Genomic DNA, 20128 nt, shown 5'->3' with positions numbered 1-20128 from the left:
GCTCAAAAACACTTGAGCGTTGTATAGTTAAGCCTCTCGGGCAATTAGTATCTGTTAGCTCAATGGCTCACACCACTTACACACCAGACCTATCTACGTCGTAGTCTCCAACAACCCTTACCGACTTATAGTCGGGGAGAACTCATCTTGAGGCAAGTTTCGTGCTTAGATGCTTTCAGCACTTATCTCTTCCGCATGTAGCTACCCAGCAATGCCTCTGGCGAGACAACTGGAACACCAGTGATGCGTCCACTCCGGTCCTCTCGTACTAGGAGCAGCCCCTCTCAATTCTCCAACGCCCACGGCAGATAGGGACCGAACTGTCTCACGACGTTCTAAACCCAGCTCGCGTACCACTTTAAATGGCGAACAGCCATACCCTTGGGACCTACTTCAGCCCCAGGATGTGATGAGCCGACATCGAGGTGCCAAACACCGCCGTCGATATGAACTCTTGGGCGGTATCAGCCTGTTATCCCCGGAGTACCTTTTATCCGTTGAGCGATGGCCCTTCCATTCAGAACCACCGGATCACTATGACCTGCTTTCGCACCTGCTCGACTTGTCTGTCTCGCAGTTAAGCTTGCTTATACCATTACACTAACCTCACGATGTCCGACCGTGATTAGCAAACCTTCGTGCTCCTCCGTTACTCTTTGGGAGGAGACCGCCCCAGTCAAACTACCCACCAGACACTGTCCGAGACCGCGTTCCGCAATCTTCGTTAGAACATCAAACGTTAAAGGGTGGTATTTCAAGGACGCCTCCAACAACACTGGCGTGTCATCTTCAAAGGCTCCCACCTATCCTACACATCAAAATTCAATGTTCAGTGTCAAGCTATAGTAAAGGTTCACGGGGTCTTTCCGTCTAGCCGCGGGTACACCGCATCTTCACGGCGATTTCAATTTCACTGAGTCTCGGGTGGAGACAGCCTGGCCATCATTATGCCATTCGTGCAGGTCGGAACTTACCCGACAAGGAATTTCGCTACCTTAGGACCGTTATAGTTACGGCCGCCGTTTACTGGGGCTTCGATCAGGAGCTTCTCTTTCGATAACACCATCAATTAACCTTCCAGCACCGGGCAGGCATCACACCCTATACGTCCACTTTCGTGTTTGCAGAGTGCTGTGTTTTTAATAAACAGTTGCAGCCAGCTGGTATCTTCGACCGGTTCAACCTTCGAGAGTAAATCTCTACAATCTACGCCGGCGCACCTTCTCCCGAAGTTACGGTGCTATTTTGCCTAGTTCCTTCACCCGAGTTCTCTCAAGCGCCTGAGTATTCTCTACCTGACCACCTGTGTCGGTTTATAGTACGGTTTAGTATAACCTGAAGCTTAGTGGCTTTTCCTGGAAGCGTGGTATCGGTTACTTCATCTCCGTAGAGACTCGTCATCACTTCTCGGTGTTAACGGAATTCCGGATTTGCCTAAAATTCCCACCTACCGGCTTAAACAGACATCCAACAGTCTGATAACCTAACCTTCTCCGTCCCCACATCGCAGTTATACCAAGTACGGGAATATTAACCCGTTTCCCATCGACTACGCTTTTCAGCCTCGCCTTAGGGGCCGACTCACCCTGCCCCGATTAACGTTGGACAGGAACCCTTGGTCTTCCGGCGAACGAGTTTTTCACTCGTTTTGTCGTTACTTATGTCAGCATTCGCACTTCTGATACGTCCACCAAACTTCTCAATTCAGCTTCATCCGCTTACAGAACGCTCCCCTACCCAACAGTCTTTCGACTGATGCCGCAGCTTCGGTGACTAGTTTTAGCCCCGTTACATCTTCCGCGCAGGCCGACTCGACTAGTGAGCTATTACGCTTTCTTTAAATGGTGGCTGCTTCTAAGCCAACATCCTAGCTGTCTAAGCCTTCCCACTTCGTTTCCCACTTAACTAGTACTTTGGGACCTTAGCTGGCGGTCTGGGTTGTTTCCCTCTCCACGATGGACGTTAGCACCCACCGTGTGTCTCCTGAGTATCACTCTTCGGTATTCGCAGTTTGCATCGGGTTGGTAATCCGGGATGGACCCCTAGCCGAAACAGTGCTCTACCCCCGAAGGTGTCCGCTCAAGGCTCTACCTAAATAGATTTCGGGGAGAACCAGCTATCTCCCGGTTTGATTGGCCTTTCACCCCCAGCCACAAGTCATCCGCTAATTTTTCAACATTAGTCGGTTCGGTCCTCCAATTAGTGTTACCCAATCTTCAACCTGCCCATGGCTAGATCACCGGGTTTCGGGTCTATACCTTGCAACTAAAACGCCCAGTTAAGACTCGGTTTCCCTTCGGCTCCCTTATTCAGTTAACCTCGCTACAAAATATAAGTCGCTGACCCATTATACAAAAGGTACGCAGTCACCCCACAAAGAGGCTCCCACTGCTTGTACGTACACGGTTTCAGGTTCTATTTCACTCCCCTCACTGGGGTTCTTTTCGCCTTTCCTTCACAGTACTGGTTCACTATCGGTCAATCAGGAGTATTTAGCCTTGGAGGATGGTCCCCCCATCTTCAAACAGGATTTCTCGTGTCCCGCCCTACTTGTCGTTAGCTTAGTACCACAATAGACACTTCGAATACGGGACTATCACCCTTTATAGTCGAGCTTCCCAGCTCGTTCTTCTGTGTCTACTGCTATCACTAACAGGCTCTTCCGCTTTCGCTCGCCGCTACTTACAGAATCTCGGTTGATTTCTTTTCCTCGGGGTACTTAGATGTTTCAGTTCTCCCGGTTTGCCTTTACTACCTATGTATTCAGTAGTAAATACTAGATTCTTCATCTAGTGGGTTTCCCCATTCGGAAATCTTGGATTAAACGCTTCTTATCAACTCATCCAAGCTTATCGCAGATTAGCACGTCCTTCTTCGCCTCTGATTGCCAAGGCATCCACCGTGTACGCTTAGTCACTTAACTATACAACCTCAAATGTTTTCAAATCTTATTCAAATCCATTCAATGCTGTATTTTATTCAACTAAACACTTGACTGCTTTTGTTCAGTCAAGATTTTTTTAACTACTCAGACTTTCTTTCGAAAATCTCTCAGTTTTTCAGCTTGTTTCCAATTTTTTAAAGAACAATTTAGACAACAAAAGTCATCTTTAAATGGCGTCCCCACGGGGATTCGAACCCCGGTTACCGCCGTGAAAGGGCGATGTCCTAGGCCTCTAGACGATGGGGACAACATTTAAAGATGCTCTCCACTTTGCCATTTGAGCGCATTATTCTACGTTAAATTCCGTTATTTTTCAATAACTTTTCTCTCCATCTAACGCAAACGCTTATTCATTCATCAAACAATCTGTGTGAACACTTGCAGTCGCTTAATTCTTGGTAAGGAGGTGATCCAACCGCAGGTTCCCCTACGGTTACCTTGTTACGACTTCACCCCAGTCATGAATCATACCGTGGTAAACGCCCCCCCGAAGGTTAAGCTATCTACTTCTGGTACAACCCACTCCCATGGTGTGACGGGCGGTGTGTACAAGGCCCGGGAACGTATTCACCGCAACATTCTGATTTGCGATTACTAGCGATTCCGACTTCATGGAGTCGAGTTGCAGACTCCAATCCGGACTTAGACGTACTTTGTGAGATTTGCTCCATGTCGCCATATTGCTTCCCTCTGTATACGCCATTGTAGCACGTGTGTAGCCCTACTCGTAAGGGCCATGATGACTTGACGTCATCCCCACCTTCCTCCAGTTTATCACTGGCAGTCTCCTTTGAGTTCCCGGCCAAACCGCTGGCAACAAAGGATAAGGGTTGCGCTCGTTGCGGGACTTAACCCAACATTTCACAACACGAGCTGACGACAGCCATGCAGCACCTGTCTCATGGTTCCCGAAGGCACTCTCGTATCTCTACAAGATTCCATGGATGTCAAGAGTAGGTAAGGTTCTTCGCGTTGCATCGAATTAAACCACATGCTCCACCGCTTGTGCGGGCCCCCGTCAATTCATTTGAGTTTTAACCTTGCGGCCGTACTCCCCAGGCGGTCGATTTATCACGTTAGCTTCGGGCACCAGACTTAAAGTCCAATCCCCAAATCGACAGCGTTTACAGCGTGGACTACCAGGGTATCTAATCCTGTTTGCTCCCCACGCTTTCGCACATGAGCGTCAGTACATTCCCAAGGGGCTGCCTTCGCCTTCGGTATTCCTCCACATCTCTACGCATTTCACCGCTACACGTGGAATTCTACCCCTCCCTAAAGTACTCTAGTTGACCAGTATGAAATGCAATTCCCAGGTTAAGCCCGGGGCTTTCACATCTCACTTAATCAACCGCCTGCGTGCCCTTTACGCCCAGTTATTCCGATTAACGCTCGCACCCTCCGTATTACCGCGGCTGCTGGCACGGAGTTAGCCGGTGCTTCTTCTGTAGTTAACGTCAATTACCAAATCTATTAAATTTGATACCTTCCTCGCTACCGAAAGAACTTTACAACCCGAAGGCCTTCTTCATTCACGCGGCATGGCTGCATCAGGGTTCCCCCCATTGTGCAATATTCCCCACTGCTGCCTCCCGTAGGAGTCTGGACCGTGTCTCAGTTCCAGTGTGGCTGGTCATCCTCTCAGACCAGCTAGAGATCGTCGGCTTGGTAGGCCTTTACCCCACCAACTACCTAATCCCACTTGGGCTCATCTCATGGCATGTGGCCTTGCGGTCCCACACTTTAATCCGAAGATATTACGCGGTATTAGCTACAGTTTCCCGTAGTTATCCCCCTCCATGAGCCAGATTCCCAAGCATTACTCACCCGTCCGCCACTCGTCACCCAAGGAGCAAGCTCCTTCGTGCTACCGTTCGACTTGCATGTGTTAAGCCTGCCGCCAGCGTTCAATCTGAGCCATGATCAAACTCTTCAATTCAAAAAGTTTAATCGCTCAATAAACTGCTTAGCTAAAGTTTACATATTACTTCAAAAGTAAAAATGAATTTCTAGTTTAAGCACCTATTAAGACTTCAAAATCAAAAATATTTTTTCAATTAAGTCAATCAACAAGTGCCCACACAGATTGTCTGATAAATTGTTAAAGAACAAAAAGAAACGACGCACTGGCAATCAATTTTAAATCGTTCACAACAGTGCGTCGTTGTGTGAGGTGCATTATAGAGAAATATGAAATCCTTGCAAGCACTTTTTGCAAAAAAATCTTGAAAAAGTGATCAAGAGAACACATTTAATACAATTCGTGTATTAAATTAGCTAAACATGTTTTTTAATTGCTCTCGCAAGCCACTTTGGCGTTGTACATTTGCTCTTACTCCTATCTTCCAGACTTTTTCTTCACTAAATAAAGTAAATGTCTGTTTCGCTCGAGTGACTGCCGTATAAATCAGTTCTTTTGTAATAACCGGTGCACTGTTTAACGGCATAATAAAGAAAGTATGTTCAAACTCAGAACCTTGTGATTTATGAACCGTCATTACATAAGCGACTTCATGCTCAGGTAAACGACTAAGCGACAAACTTAAGTGGGTATTTTCTACTTTCGTATCAAAATAAACTCTTAGCTGATTATGTTCATCAGGTAAAATGATGCCGATATCGCCACTATAGATATTATTTTCAGGCGAATTTTGCGTAATTAAAATCGGTTTTCCCGCATAACTGTCACGACTAAAAGTGAAATTAAGTAGACAGGCTTTTCTTAATGCTTCCGCAATGCTCTGATTTAAACGCTCACTGCCTAATTCACTCACACGCAAAGCAGATAAAAATCTCACTTTCTGAAACGCTTCAAAAATTTCATTTACTGAGACTTTATCCGGATTGCCCATACGTTGCTGTACCAATTTTAGATATACCTGATAGTGCTCTACCGCTTTCTCAACCACTAAATTGACACAGTGCTGAATCCATTGGCGCTTTTCAGTAAATTGAGTAGTACTAGGATATTTGATACAAACTAAATCCGTTTGGAATTTAGTAAAAATCCGCCACGACTCATTCTCTTTCTGCTGATTCACTAATGCAGCCAATTGCCCGATACCAGAATGCTCACTAAAGCGATGACTTTTTTGTAAATGGCAAAGCGTATCACAAATAGGTAATACGCTTGCTTGTTCACTCAACGAATAGCCTGTCACTTTATATAAATAATCGCAATGTGCCGAGCTATACCCTAGTTGCACAAACTCACCAAGTTCTCCCATTATTGCACCAGCTTCTACTGAAGCGAGCTGATCTTTATCACCTAAGATGATCAAACGTGTACTCGGCTTCAATGCATTCATTAATTTTTCCATTAATGATAAATCGATCATTGATGCCTCATCCACGACTAATAAATCAAGATGTAACGGATTTATCGCATGGTATGTCGGTGTATCTGAATTGGGACGCACACCGAGTAAACGATGAATCGTTGAGGCATACGTAGGAATCTCAAATGTAAGTTGCATCTTTTCAAAGCTATTACTAATTGATTCTTTCAAGCGTGCCGCCGCTTTACCGGTTGGAGCGACCAGCGCAATATTAAGTGCAGATTTCTGCTGACGATATTGTCGGGTTTGTAAGGCAACTAATAATTTAGCAACTGTCGTTGTCTTTCCTGTTCCCGGACCACCGGAAATCACACAAAAACGTTGACGCAATGCGGTGGCAACCGCAATCTTTTGCCAATCAATTTCCGTTGTTTTTTCTGGGAAAAGCTCAGAAAGAATTTGTTTGTCCAAATCAGTATTTGCAAATTCTTCCGGAAATTCGACCGCTTGTTGTAAATACCGGGCGATGTTATGTTCCGCCTGCCAATAACGGTAAAAATAAAGTAAACCATGCTGAAATAGCATTGGGGCGACTTGCATCAGAGAATGGCTAAATGCAATATGATCATGCAATATATCTTGCCATTCAAGCGGTGAGATTCCGCCTATTTTTTGCAAAATCTCAACCTGAAAATCACGTTCTAATTTTTTATGTTCCAAGCCAAAAAAAGATTGCGCCGCATTTGAATCGAGTCGTAACGCGGTATGTCCTTGCATAACATGAAATGAAAGTAATGCAGCTAATAGAATAGCGAGGTTTTGTTGCGATTCATTATAATTGTATGCCTGCTGCTTATGCGCAATCATTTTGGCAAATTGATAATTTAATTCAGAGAGATGATTTTCCGCTTTAAGCGTTTCGAGGAGTGTTAACATTGCTATAAAAATAAGAACGAATACATACTCAAATTATCTAATTTTCATTATCCATTGTCCATTTATTCTCATCGGGCGTATAATTGCCGCTCATTATTAACGATTTACCAATAAAAAGTGAAACAAATGAAACCTGCTACCGCTACCATTAGCCAGTCTGCGCTTCGACATAATATTGAACTCATCAAGACTTTCGCCCCTCATCAGAAACTTCTCGCAATGATCAAAGCTAATGCTTATGGTCAAGGCTTGTTACCTGCTGCCGGAGCATTAACTGATTTAGTGGATGGTTTTGGCGTAGCACGTTTACGTGAAGCATTAGAAATTCAAGAAACCGGCTATACCGGTAAAATTTTACTGGTAGAAGGTTTTTTTGATCGTGAAGAATTGTTAAAAACGCTCTCTCGCCGTTTTGATACGGTTGTACATTGTTTAGAACAATTGGAATTACTTGAACAAGTTGCACAAGAATGGCAGCAAGAACAACAGAAAGGCTTTTGGAAGCGCAAAGCGAAAATTTACTTTCCGGTTAATGTTTGGTTGAAGATTGATACTGGTATGCACCGCCTTGGCGTTCATCCGGAACAAGTTGATGTATTTTATCAACGTTTACAAGCCTGTCCTTTAGTTGAAAGTATCAGCTTTGTCAGCCATTTCAGCCGAGCAGACGAACCTGATTGCGGTTATACCGAAAAACAAATCGCCACGTTTGAAGCAGCAACTGCACCTTACACAATGCATGAACGTAGTATTTCGGCCTCAAGCGGTATTTTATATTGGAAACAGGCTCATTATGATTGGGTGCGTCCCGGTATTATTATGCACGGCATTTCTCCGCACTATACGCCAATCACTGATTTAGGCTTCAAGCCGGTTATGACGCTCGCTTCTTCTTTAATTGCAGTGAGAACGCATAAAGCAGGCGAACCGGTCGGTTACGGTGGTGCTTGGGTGAGTGACAAAGATACGAAATTGGGCGTGGTAGCGATGGGCTATGGTGACGGCTATCCACGTAATGCACCGGAAGGTACGCCGGTTTTAGTCAACGGACGTATTGTGCCGATTGTCGGCCGAGTTTCAATGGATATGTTGACTGTTGACCTTGGTGCGGATAGTCAAGATAAAGTCGGTGATGAAGTAATTTTCTGGGGTAAAGATCTGTTGATCGAAGAAGTCGCACAACATATCGGTGTAATCAGTTATGAATTGATTACTAAGCTTACACCTCGCGTAATTTTTGAATATAAGTAATCCATATAGTAAGCGGTCGTTTTTACAAAAAATTTTGCAAAAACGACCGCTTGTTTATTGTATAGCTTTGAGTAATTTACTCAATTATTTTGCACAACCGCAGTGTGAACCGTTTTCTTCGAAACGACGAGCCGCTTCGTCCCAGTTTACTACGTTCCAGAATGCTTTAATGTAGTCCGGACGACGGTTTTGGTAATTTAAATAGTAAGCGTGTTCCCAAACATCTAAACATAAAAGTGGGTAACCAGAAACGCCTGCAATTTCTTTACCCATTACCGGGTTGTCTTGGTTTGCCGTTGAAACAACCGCTAATTTACCGTCTTCAACGACTAACCAGGCCCAGCCTGAACCGAAACGTGTTGCTGCCGCTTTTTCAAATTCTGCTTGGAATGCTTCTACTGAACCGAAATCACGAACGATCGCATCTTTTAATGCGCCTTGTAAAGTTGTACCGGTTTTTAAACCTTTCCAGAAAAGCGTGTGATTTACGTGACCGCCAACGTTGTTACGTACCGCTGTGCGTTTTTCTGCCGGAACTTGGCTTAAATCTTTAATTAACGCACCCGGGCATTTTTCTAAAAGCTCTGGGTGAGCTTCTAATGCTGCATTTGCATTATTTACGTATGCTTGGTGATGTTTTGAGTGATGGATTTCCATCGTTGCTTTATCGAAATGTGGCTCTAACGCATCATAAGCGTAGCCTAATTCTGGTAATTGATATGCCATTTTAGGGTCCTTTTTGTTAGGTTAGTTAAAATCAGGTGCAATATACCAAAAAGCGTTTAGAAAAGCACCATTTTTAATCTAAATCAAAAAAATGTTATTTTTTAATCTTTTTACTCCTTTCTTGTTATAACTGAACATTATTTCCGCAAAAAGCCATTGACAAAGCAAACGCTTTCCCCCATTCTCTCCATACATCACCGTTTTAATTAACTATACAGAAACAGATAATATGAATCGTTTTATCATTACCACCGGCAGCACTATTACCATTATGTATAAAGCATAGTGCGGGTGTCTGTACCAGTAAAACGGAAAGAATTAACCAAACCCGCATTATAAGCGGGTTTTTTTATATCCAAATTTGCAAACATCAAACTAAACATCAGGAGAAACTATGCGAGTTCTTAAATTTGGCGGTACATCGCTTGCTAACCCGGAACGCTTTATGCAAGCGGCCGATATCATCGAAAAGGCACACTTAAAAGACCAAGCGGCAGGTGTACTTTCCGCTCCGGCTAAAATCACCAATCATCTTGTCGCTATTGTTGATAAAGCAATTATTGGCGAATCTTTCGAATCCAATCTCAAAGAAGCAACTGAAATCTTCCACAACATTATTAATGGTCTCTATGCAGTAAATAATAATGTGGATCGTGATGGTTTATTAGCTTTAGTCGCAGCGGAACTGACCCAAATTCAAGATGTTGCGAGCGAAGCGGCAAAAACAAAAGCATTGCCGGATAATGTAGCGGCAACCATTCACTGCAGTGGTGAAAAATTATCAATCGCAATGATGCAAGCTTGGTTCGAAGCCAAAGGTTATGAAGTTACTCGCATTGATCCTGTTGAAAAATTATTAGCTCATGGTAGTTATTTAGAATCTTCAGTAGATATTACCGAATCGACCAAGCGTGTTGATGCAGATTCAATTCCGAAGAAAAACGTGGTGTTAATGGCTGGTTTTACCGCTGGTAATGAAAATGGCGAACTCGTATTACTTGGTCGTAACGGTTCTGACTATTCGGCTGCGTGTTTAGCTGCTTGCTTAAAAGCGGATTGTTGCGAAATTTGGACGGATGTGGACGGTGTTTATACCTGTGACCCTCGCTTAGTGCCTGAAGCGATTTGTTTAGAGTCAATGAGTTACCAAGAAGCGATGGAGCTTTCCTACTTCGGTGCGAAAGTGATTCACCCACGTACCATCGGCCCGTTAGTCCCGTTAAATATCCCGTGCTTAATTAAAAATACCGCAAATCCTGATGCAAAAGGCACATTAATTGACGGTAACGTAGCAACCGACAGCTTAAAAGTGAAAGGTATTACTAACCTTGATAACGTTGCAATGTTTAACGTTTCGGGTTCTGGTATGCAAGGTATGGTCGGCATGGCTGCTCGTGTATTCTCTACCATGTCAAAAGCCGGTATTTCAGTCATCTTAATTACCCAATCTTCTTCTGAATACAGTATTAGCTTCTGTGTACCTGCAAAATTTGCCGAAAAAGCGACCGCTTGTTTAAATGCGGAATTTGCTCAAGAACTTACAAACGGCGATTTAGATCCGATTGATATGATTCGTGAGCTTTCAATTATTTCGGTAGTTGGTGACGGTATGCGTACCGCGAAAGGTGTTGCTGCTCGTTTCTTCTCATCACTTGCGCAAGCAAATATCAGTATTGTTGCGATTGCACAAGGTTCGTCAGAACGTTCAATTTCTGCAGTAGTTCCGATGAATAAAGCAATTGAAGCGGTAAAAGCGACTCACCAAGGTTTATTTAGCAATAAAAAATCAATTGATGTCTTTCTCGTTGGGGTCGGTGGTGTTGGCGGCGAATTAATCGAGCAAATCAAACAACAAAAAGATTTTTTAGCAAAGAAGGACATTGAAATTCGAGTATGTGCATTAGCAAATGCCGACAAAATGTTACTCAATGAAAACGGTTTAAATTTAGATAACTGGAAAAGCGACTTAGAAACGGCAACTCAACCTTCAGACTTTGACGTATTGTTATCATTTATCAAATTGCATCATGTAGTTAACCCGGTATTTGTTGACTGTACTGCAGCACAATCTGTAGCAAACCTTTATACTCGAGCCTTAAAAGAAGGTTTCCACGTCGTAACGCCAAATAAAAAAGCGAATACAGGTAGCTATCAATATTACCAAGAGCTTCGTGATGCCGCTCGCCAAGGTCAGCATAAATTCTTATACGAAACAAATGTAGGCGCAGGTTTACCGGTAATTGAAAACTTACAGAATTTGCTGGCTGCCGGTGATGAAGTAGAAAAATTCGAAGGGATTTTATCCGGTTCACTTTCATTTATCTTCGGAAAACTAGACGAAGGCTTAAGCCTTTCAGAAGCAACTTTAATTGCGAAAGAAAAAGGTTTCACTGAGCCAGATCCTCGTGATGATCTCTCGGGGGCGGACGTAGCGCGTAAGCTGTTAATTCTTGCGCGTGAAACCGGTTTAGCATTGGAATTCGATGATATCGAAGTTGAAGGCGTATTACCGAAAGGCTTCTCTGAAGGCATGAGCAAGGAAGAATTCTTAAAAGTATTACCGGAAGTCGATTCAGAATTTGCTCAACGTGTTCAAGCAGCAAAAGCGGAAGGCAAAGTATTACGTTATGTCGGCTCAATTACCGGCGATAAATGCCGTGTAGCAATTGAAGCTGTCGATGAAAACCATCCGCTTTATAAAGTAAAAGACGGTGAAAATGCACTTGCATTCTTAACCCGTTACTACAGTCCGATTCCTCTCTTATTAAGAGGTTATGGTGCAGGAACTGATGTAACTGCCGCAGGTATTTTTGCCGATATTCTTCGCACACTCCAAGGAGGCGCAAACTAATGACAATGTTACGAATTTATGCTCCCGCTTCTAGTGCTAACCTTAGCGTAGGTTTTGACTCTTTAGGTGCGGCAATCTCACCGATTGACGGTTCGTTACTCGGTGACGTGGTACAAATTGAAGATTGCGAAACCGCCTTTGAATTGGAAAGTGCCGGTTATTTCGTACGTAAATTACCGAAAGAGCCACAAAAAAACATCGTTTATCAAGCCTACGTATTATTTAGCGAACGCTTGAAATTACGAGGTGGCTCAGTCAAAAATTTACGCCTTACCCTTGAAAAAAATATGCCGATTGGTTCCGGTTTAGGCTCAAGTGCTTGTTCAATCGTAGCGGCATTAGTTGCGTTAAATAAATTCCATGACGAACCGTTCTCAAAAATGGAATTGTTAGAAATGATGGGGGAATTAGAAGGACGTATTTCCGGTTCAATCCATTACGATAACGTCGCACCGTGTTATTTAGGCGGTTTGCAGTTAATGACCCAATCACTTGGTAATATTTGCCAAACCATTCCGTTCTTTGATGAGTGGTATTGGGTATTAGCTTATCCAGGCGTGGAAGTTTCGACTGCAGAAGCTCGTGCGATTTTACCGAAAAACTATACTCGTCAAGATATGATTCAACAAGCACGCTATCTTGGCTCATTTGTGCACGCTTGCCATACGCATCAAGACGTATTGGCTGCAACAATGATGAAAGATCTGATTGCTGAACCTTATCGTGAAAACTTGTTGCCAAACTTCCCAGTTGTACGCCAAGGTTGCAAAGATTTAGGTGCATTAGCGGTAGGTATTTCAGGTTCCGGCCCGACAATGTATGCAATCGCTCCGGATTTGGAACACGCTCAAAAACTGGTTGCTTACCTTGAAAAAGAATATCTGCAAAACAACGAAGGATTTATCCATATTTGTAAAGTCGATAATCAAGGCGCACGAGAGTTGAAATAATTACCCGCTAATTTAGTTAGTTACAAGCGGTCTAATTTTGCAAAAAATTTGTAAGATTAGACCGCTTTTTATGTCCTAAAACCGCTTATGTGAAGGTGGTACAGTCTATATATCTTTCAGTTATATAAAATAAATTTTCACCACTAACATCTTTATCCAAAATAACGTATTCTCACCTCAACCTCTTATTCATACTAAAGGAATTAATAATTATGACTATCTATGCAGACAATTCTTATACTATTGGTAATACCCCTCTTGTTCGTTTAAAAAATTTTGGTCAAAACGGCAACTTATTAGTAAAAATCGAATCTCGTAATCCAAGTTTCAGCGTAAAATGCCGTATCGGTGCCAATATGGTATGGCAAGCAGAAAAAGATGGTATTTTAACTGAAGGTAAAGAAATCGTAGATGCAACTAGCGGTAACACAGGTATTGCATTGGCTTACGTAGCAGCCGCACGTGGTTATAAAATCACGCTTACCATGCCGGAAACAATGAGTACTGAGCGTAAACGTTTATTACGTGGTTTAGGCGTTAACCTTGTATTAACCGAAGGAGCAAAAGGTATGAAAGGTGCAATTGCCAAAGCGGAAGAAATTGTGGCGAGCGATCCGAATCGTTATGTGATTTTAAAACAATTTGAAAACCCTGCTAATCCGGCAATTCACCAGCAAACAACTGGTCCTGAAATTTGGAATGCAACCGAAGGTAATGTGGATGTGATTGTAGCAGGCGTAGGTACTGGCGGTACGATTACCGGCATTTCTCGTTACATCAAACAAGATCAAGGTAAACAAATTCTTTCTGTCGCAGTTGAGCCGAAAGAATCACCGGTTATCACGCAAACCTTAAATGGTGAAGAAGTAAAACCGGGTCCACATAAAATCCAAGGTATCGGCGCAGGTTTTATTCCTAAAAACTTAGATTTAAGCTTAATCGACCGCGTTGAACAAGTTTCAAGTGAAGAAGCGATTGTAACTGCGCGCAGAATCATGGCGGAAGAAGGTATTTTAGTTGGCATCTCATCCGGTGCGGCAGTTGCAGCAGCGGATCGTCTTGCAAAATTACCGGAATTTGCCGATAAACAAATCGTTGCTATTCTCCCATCTGCGTCAGAACGCTATTTAAGTACACTATTATTTGAAGGTGTAGAAATTTAATCTATTCACACAAAATGCCGGCAAAATGCCGGCATTTCATTTCTAATATCACGTTACAAGCGGTTAAATTTCGCAAAAAATTTGCAAAATTAGGCTATTTGCTGTATAATCCTCGACCGTCAAATTACGGCATTCCGTATCATACAGATTTCCAATCTATTTTTTTCATAATCAATATATTTCCTATGCATCTTACTCAATTAAAAAATACACCGGTTTCGGAACTTGTCGAAATGGGTGAAAATCAAATGGGCTTAGAAAACTTAGCTCGTTTACGTAAACAAGACATTATTTTTGCAATCCTCAAACAACACGCTAAAAGCGGTGAAGATATCTTTGGCCAAGGCGTATTAGAAATTCTTCCTGACGGTTTCGGTTTCTTACGTTCGGCAGACAGTTCATACCTCGCTGGTCCTGATGATATCTATGTTTCACCAAGCCAAATCCGCCGTTTTAATCTTCAAACCGGTGATAAAATCGAAGGTAAAATTCGCCCGCCGAAAGAAGGTGAACGCTACTTTGCATTATTAAAAGTTGATCTTGTTAATGATGACAAACCTGAAGTTTCTCGCAGCAAAATCTTATTTGAAAACTTAACGCCATTACACGCAAATTCACGTTTAAAAATGGAGCGTGGAAACGGTTCAACCGAAGATTTAACCGCACGTATTCTTGATTTAGCATCTCCAATCGGTAAAGGTCAACGTGGTTTGATCGTAGCTCCACCAAAAGCTGGTAAAACCGTTCTACTACAAAATATTGCGCAAAGTATTACGCATAATTACCCAGAATGTGAATTGATCGTACTTCTGATTGACGAACGTCCGGAAGAGGTTACCGAAATGCAACGTACCGTACGCGGCGAAGTAATTGCCTCAACTTTTGATGAGCCGGCAACACGTCACGTACAGGTGGCAGAAATGGTAATTGAAAAAGCAAAACGCTCGGTAGAACACAAGAAAGACGTGGTTATTCTATTAGACTCAATCACTCGTCTTGCTCGTGCTTACAATACTGTGACCCCTGTTTCAGGTAAAATCCTTTCCGGTGGTGTGGATGCAAACGCATTACACAGACCAAAACGTTTCTTCGGTGCAGCTCGTAACGTAGAAGAAGGCGGTAGCTTAACCATTATCGCAACCGCATTGGTTGATACAGGTTCGAAAATGGATGAAGTTATTTTCGAAGAATTTAAAGGTACCGGTAATATGGAATTACACCTTTCTCGTAAAATTGCGGAACGCCGTGTATTCCCGGCTATTGAGTTTAACCGTTCTGGTACACGTAAAGATGACTTATTAATGTCGCCAGAAGAACACCGCAATGCGTGGATGTTACGTAAGGTACTGAATCCAATGGATGAAGTGGCTGCAATGGAATGGTTAATTGATAAACTTAGCGTTGCAAAAACTAACGAAGAATTCTTCGAAGTAATGAAACGTTCATAATGCAAAATACAGGCACTCGAAAGAGTGCCTTTTTCTTATACTAATCTTCGCTAAAATTTGGCTTCTAAACTTAGTACATAGTTTCGCCCCGGTGCAGCATAGCTCGAATGTCCACGGTTCTGAATACGTACTACGCTATTCACTGAAGATTGGCGAACTGCTTCCCAAGTATTGTATTTACGATTCATTAGATTATATACACCAGCTCGTAGTGTGAAATGTTTTGCTAGCTGGTAATAGCCTATCATATCAAATGTGTACCAAGATTTGGTTCGTTGAACAGTTGCACTCTGTGGAATATCTCCTGAGTAATGGAAGCGAGTGCCAACAAGCTCATTCGCATTTTTACCTTTTGAGTAAGTAAAAATATTGTTTATCCCCCATTTTCCATTTGGCTCATCATAGCCAAGACTTGCAATATAGCGAGCAGGCTGAATAGAATCTAACAATGGGTTCGTAACAAATACATAACCTGGTTTTGTGCTCACATTTTTCACATTGATTCTATTGTAAGCTAAATTTGAATAAAGCCCTTCAGGTAATGCCGACCAAATGCCATTCCAATTCAATTTACCGACAACATTAATTCCGGTTAATTTGATAGCGTGCAGATTGTAGAAACCACTTTGCCCATCAAGCCCTTTCCTTTTGGCAAAAGTAATCAAATCTTTATAACGATCATCAAAATAGCTTACCTCAAGTGAACCAAAATCGCCATTAAATGCAATACCCACTTCCTGATTTAACGCTTTTTCTGGTGCAAAATCTGCTCGGCGGTGATCTTCGTCCCAATACTTACTATCTTCTGCACCAGGAATACGATAGCCAAACATTTCATCAAATGATGGCACACGGAAACCGCTAGAAATGCGGTATGAAAGCGCCACAGGTTGAATAGGACGTAAAGTTAAACCTGTACTCCAAGAGAAGTTTTTAAAACTTCCTGCTGACGTCCAATGATCATCTGATTTAAAGCGATGATAGTCATAACGGCCACCAAAGCCAAGATCTACTTTATCACCAAAGAAAATACGATCACTTAATCCAATTGAGTAATGTTGTCCTTTGATAATATGTGCAGAGCAATCTGTAACGCCTTTATTCCGTCCGCCATCAATCCCATATTCTTTGCAGAAATTATCGTGTTTCACTCGGGCAAAATTTTTCTCTACAATTAATGGTGATTGATAAGTGCCTATTTTATCTGAACCAACATCACGATAAGCGGTCGTTTCATCTAAACTTTTTGCGTCTTTTGTATAGTAAATATAATCAGAACCATAGTTATCTCGTTTATGATTTGAACGCATTCGGTCATAACTCATTGATAAATTCAATAAATGTAGCGTATTACCTATCGATAAATCCTTCTCAAAAGTAAGCTTAGCTTGCTTATGCTGCTCTTTATAAATATTTCGTTCTGTACTCGCTCGAGAATCTCGCTTATCTGCTGTTACTTTGCAATTTTTATCCACTGTTGGATACGGGCTACAACGTAAAGACTTCCAATCCGTTAAGATACGAATATTCTGCTGATCTAAATTGGCTGTAATGCGATCAAAAATGGCCTTATCATTCAAACTCTTATATTGGTACTCCATTCCTAAACGACGTTTAGTATGCCATTCATCATAAAATGATGACTTACTCCAAAAAGTGCTCCAATCACCGTATCCTATTGCTTCTGAAGGATCTTTATCATAATAACTTCGACCAAATAGAGAATACTCCACTTCTGTTTTTTTCTTATCAAGTTGTCCTTTTCCGTTATATAGCAAACTGCCATATTTAGGAACTGTCATATCTTGGATGCTATAACGTTGTTTAGTGTGTTCAAAGACTGTATTTACTGAGTGATTAGGCGAAAATTGGTAACCCAATTTAACAAGCCAAGAACCTGAGCGATATTTCATTGGATCAGGAACAATTCGACCATCGCCGGTATAATCCTGTGCCTTGGTAGAGTCTTTTATTACTTTTGCACCTTGAGAAGTAGGGCGTGGTACACAACCTGCTCTGTCGCCTTTGCCTGTTGGGCAATTTTCCTTTAAAACAAACCAATTATGGCTCGCTTTTTTATCAAGATTAAAATCATCTGGCACTACTCGGAAAAAACTCTGTGTAATGTTTGTTGCGTCTTTATGAATATCTGTTTCTTTCCCTTGACGATGTGTATATTGGATAAGTCCTTCAAGACCACCTGAACGCCCAGCAAAACTCAATGATTCCATTAACTGGTGGTTTTTACTTACATAAGCTGTTTTGCTATCTAAGCCCCAATTTTGCCCTTCTTTAATCACATCACTTGCATTTTTTGTACGAAATCCGACCGCTCCACCTAACGCACCGCTGCCATATTCCGAAGAACTTGCCCCCTTACTAAATTCAATGGCTCGAATGTTTTCGTATTCAATTTCATTAATTGCACCACTTTTAGCATTGAGTGATTGGCTCTTGTAAGATTGAATTTGCGGTAGTCCATCTACAATTAATGCAACTCGATTTCGATCAACACCTCTAATCGAATAACCATTTGTTGCCCCTCTCCCCTGTTCTACCACAGAAATTCCAGGGTCATAACGAGTCAGATCTCGAATATTTAATACTTGTTGTTTATTAAGATCCTGAATATTTTTTGTGATTTTCCCCAATCCTGTTACTTCATTTTGTTGGCGATAGGCTTCAGCTTTTGCTTTTACTGAAATCTCATCCAAGGTTGCTTCTCCACTATTTGTATCAGCAACCACACCACTTGAGAACATTAATAGTGCTGACTGAATCGCAATATAAGTAAAATTGAAATCGAATTTTTTCACGTCATTTTCTCCTTTTTTAATTATTTCTGTACTTGACGTTTTGCCCCAAATACCCCTGTGGCTTTATCATTCTTGGCTTCATCACTCAACAGTGTGCCTCCTAACTCAGAAGCATTTGAGCCATAAAACCCACCGTTTACTTTTGCATTGATATGTACCGTAGATTGATCAGAAATACGGAATCCATCTTTTAAAGTACGAACCTCGCCTGTAAAGCCATTTTGTTCAATTTTTCCTTGCTCCAACGATAAAACGCTTGAACTTACAGGTCCAGAGCCAAATCCTCCTCGAATCGTTTTATCTGAGAAATTAACAATAAATTCAGCAGTACTTTTATCCGGCGTATGCCATACTTCTCCATTTTGTTTATGAGTAAATTCCCCTTGCCAACTTCCTTTATAAGTAACCTCGCCTTTTTGCGGTAAATCTTTAACGGCTGTTCGCTCTCCAACTAAATAAATACGTGAATTTTCCCCTTCTATATTGAGTGAACCAAATTTCACGTCACCTAAATTTTCACAGCAAGCGGTGACTTTTACAGATTTATTTGCAACTGTATGTTCCGAGCTGCCTTGATTTATTAATGGAATAACTTTTCCATCGACCACAATTTGGTTAGCGTAACCAAACGTGTCCATCTTCAGTTTTTTAGCCTCTTTTAGATCTACCTGAACCGCATCAAATTTTGTTTCCGCTTCACTTTTTCCGGTTTGTTGTGCTGCAAAAACACCAAAGAGTGAATAATTATTAGCTAAGAATTTTCCTGCTAATTCTTCTGCGTTTGGCCCATAAAAACCGCCTTCTAACGTTGCATCGTCTTTCCAATAAACGGTTTGCTTATCTGCTGCCGTTGCACTGCCTCTGAAGCGATTTCCAAAAACTTTTGCAGAAATATCATAGCGTTTAACTTTATCCGCTTTCTTTTCTGTATCTCCGTAAACAACATTGTTGCGATATAACGCCCCTTTTAACTCTTTTTTACCAAAATCAACGGTAAATTCACTACGATGACCTATATCGCCTTTATTTGGATCTTCATTTGTCGGCTCATCAAAGGAAATTGCACCGACACGGTCACCAGCAGAAGGCGCGTCATTAAACCCTTGTGGAGGGCGACCTTTTTGTGCATCCGTAGTGAAATCCCACGTACCAACATACTCAATCACTTTATCTACAGGAAGAGATTTAGCGGGCTCGATCCCTTTATAGAAAAGATAACCAATTTTGCCATATCGATATACGTCTTTACCCGTTTTTGGATCTTGATACTTCGCCAGCCCTGACTCATCGACAAAAACAAAACCCGCTCGCACATAATTCGGTTTCTTTAATTTACTTAACGTTCTTTTTTCATCATAGGAATGGACTAAAACTTTGGATTTCGCAGCTGGGTCTTTTAGCATTTCTTCTTGATAGGGAAGTTCATCTAACTTGCCCTCAATTTTATGAATATCTCTAGGTAATATACTAACAAATGCTTCTTCGGATGCTTTGGGGTTGAAGATACGGCGGGGAATAGCGGTGGCTGCACCTAAAGCGGGCTGTAATAATTCAGGTAATTCTTCATACGACTTTACTTGTGTAATGTCATCGCCATATTCAATCGGCTTTGGCTTTTTAGGGGTATATTTATATGGTTTTTCCTGTGTATTTTCTAAACCGAAGTCACCTTTATTGTTTGAACAAGCAACTAGTAGTAAGCTAGAGAATAGTGTAGCAATGTAAGATTTTTTAAATTTCATTCTTTCTCCTTTTATAAATGAAA

9 protein-coding genes, 1 tRNA gene and 2 rRNA genes are annotated in these 20128 nt (G+C 41.9%); 5 read left to right on the top strand and 7 right to left on the bottom strand.

Annotated elements, in window-relative coordinates; genetic code table 11:
• Positions 1 to 23: 23 nt before the first annotated feature.
• The 4 genes from ASU1_RS01355 to recD form a co-directional block, all read right to left on the bottom strand.
• A 23S ribosomal RNA gene (locus ASU1_RS01355) occupies positions 24 to 2923 on the bottom strand.
• A 192-nt stretch (positions 2924 to 3115) separates the two neighbouring features.
• Positions 3116 to 3191 (bottom strand) — tRNA-Glu (locus tag ASU1_RS01350).
• Positions 3192 to 3343: 152 nt separating this feature from the next.
• A 16S ribosomal RNA gene (locus ASU1_RS01345) occupies positions 3344 to 4883 on the bottom strand.
• The 16S and 23S rRNA genes sit together here with 1 tRNA gene alongside, the layout of an rRNA operon.
• Before the next feature lie 334 nt (positions 4884 to 5217).
• Positions 5218 to 7158, bottom strand: coding sequence for an exodeoxyribonuclease V subunit alpha (gene recD / locus ASU1_RS01340; protein WP_039194868.1), 1941 nt, complete (start codon positions 7156 to 7158; stop codon positions 5218 to 5220).
• Positions 7159 to 7284: 126 nt separating this feature from the next.
• Here recD and alr point away from each other — a divergent pair, with 126 nt between their 5' ends.
• Positions 7285 to 8409 (top strand): alanine racemase, encoded by a 1125-nt coding sequence (gene alr / locus ASU1_RS01335; protein ID WP_014991069.1) that lies wholly within the window; start codon positions 7285 to 7287, stop codon positions 8407 to 8409.
• 84 nt (positions 8410 to 8493) lie between these two features.
• On the opposite strand, the gene sodA is transcribed toward alr, so the two are convergent.
• Complete coding sequence (gene sodA, locus ASU1_RS01330; RefSeq protein ID WP_014991068.1) at positions 8494 to 9135, bottom strand: superoxide dismutase [Mn]; 642 nt, start codon at positions 9133 to 9135, stop codon at positions 8494 to 8496.
• 394 nt (positions 9136 to 9529) lie between these two features.
• Here sodA and thrA point away from each other — a divergent pair, with 394 nt between their 5' ends.
• The 4 genes from thrA (at position 9530) to rho (ending at position 15547) form a co-directional block, all read left to right on the top strand.
• Positions 9530 to 11986 carry a bifunctional aspartate kinase/homoserine dehydrogenase I gene (gene thrA, locus ASU1_RS01325; protein WP_014991067.1) on the top strand — a complete coding sequence of 819 codons (2457 nt, stop codon included), beginning with the start codon at positions 9530 to 9532 and terminating at the stop codon, positions 11984 to 11986.
• Entirely contained in the window at positions 11986 to 12936 is a 951-nt protein-coding gene (thrB, locus tag ASU1_RS01320) for a homoserine kinase (protein ID WP_039194866.1), read from the top strand. The genes thrA and thrB overlap by 1 nt, the downstream gene beginning before the upstream one ends.
• Before the next feature lie 212 nt (positions 12937 to 13148).
• Entirely contained in the window at positions 13149 to 14099 is a 951-nt protein-coding gene (gene cysK, locus ASU1_RS01315; protein WP_014991065.1) for a cysteine synthase A, read from the top strand.
• A 185-nt stretch (positions 14100 to 14284) separates the two neighbouring features.
• The gene (gene rho / locus ASU1_RS01310; protein ID WP_005624302.1) at positions 14285 to 15547 is read left to right on the top strand and encodes a transcription termination factor Rho; all 1263 of its coding nucleotides are present in this window, start codon (positions 14285 to 14287) and stop codon (positions 15545 to 15547) included.
• A 50-nt stretch (positions 15548 to 15597) separates the two neighbouring features.
• Here the strand turns inward: rho and ASU1_RS01305 are convergent, their stop codons facing one another.
• Together ASU1_RS01305 and ASU1_RS01300 are read right to left on the bottom strand one after the other, a co-directional pair.
• Positions 15598 to 18363 (bottom strand): lactoferrin/transferrin family TonB-dependent receptor, encoded by a 2766-nt coding sequence (locus ASU1_RS01305; protein WP_014991064.1) that lies wholly within the window; start codon positions 18361 to 18363, stop codon positions 15598 to 15600.
• 20 nt (positions 18364 to 18383) lie between these two features.
• The gene (locus tag ASU1_RS01300; RefSeq protein ID WP_014991063.1) at positions 18384 to 20105 is read right to left on the bottom strand and encodes a transferrin-binding protein-like solute binding protein; all 1722 of its coding nucleotides are present in this window, start codon (positions 20103 to 20105) and stop codon (positions 18384 to 18386) included.
• Between the last annotated feature and the right edge of the window lie 23 nt (positions 20106 to 20128).

The organism is Actinobacillus suis ATCC 33415 (genome assembly GCF_000739435.1).
Lineage (GTDB): Bacteria > Pseudomonadota > Gammaproteobacteria > Enterobacterales > Pasteurellaceae > Actinobacillus > Actinobacillus suis.
This window is presented reverse-complemented; position numbering and strand designations above follow the sequence as displayed.

Bases quoted from the DNA above. Each gene is read 5' to 3' on its own strand.
- recD (WP_039194868.1), bottom strand. From the start codon at position 7,158: ATGTTAACACTCCTCGAAACGCTTAAAGCGGAAAATCATCTCTCTGAA.
- thrA (WP_014991067.1), top strand. From the start codon at position 9,530: ATGCGAGTTCTTAAATTTGGCGGTACATCGCTTGCTAACCCGGAACGC.
- rho (WP_005624302.1), top strand. From the start codon at position 14,285: ATGCATCTTACTCAATTAAAAAATACACCGGTTTCGGAACTTGTCGAA.
- alr (WP_014991069.1), top strand. From the start codon at position 7,285: ATGAAACCTGCTACCGCTACCATTAGCCAGTCTGCGCTTCGACATAAT.
- thrB (WP_039194866.1), top strand. From the start codon at position 11,986: ATGACAATGTTACGAATTTATGCTCCCGCTTCTAGTGCTAACCTTAGC.
- cysK (WP_014991065.1), top strand. From the start codon at position 13,149: ATGACTATCTATGCAGACAATTCTTATACTATTGGTAATACCCCTCTT.
- ASU1_RS01300 (WP_014991063.1), bottom strand. From the start codon at position 20,105: ATGAAATTTAAAAAATCTTACATTGCTACACTATTCTCTAGCTTACTA.
- sodA (WP_014991068.1), bottom strand. From the start codon at position 9,135: ATGGCATATCAATTACCAGAATTAGGCTACGCTTATGATGCGTTAGAG.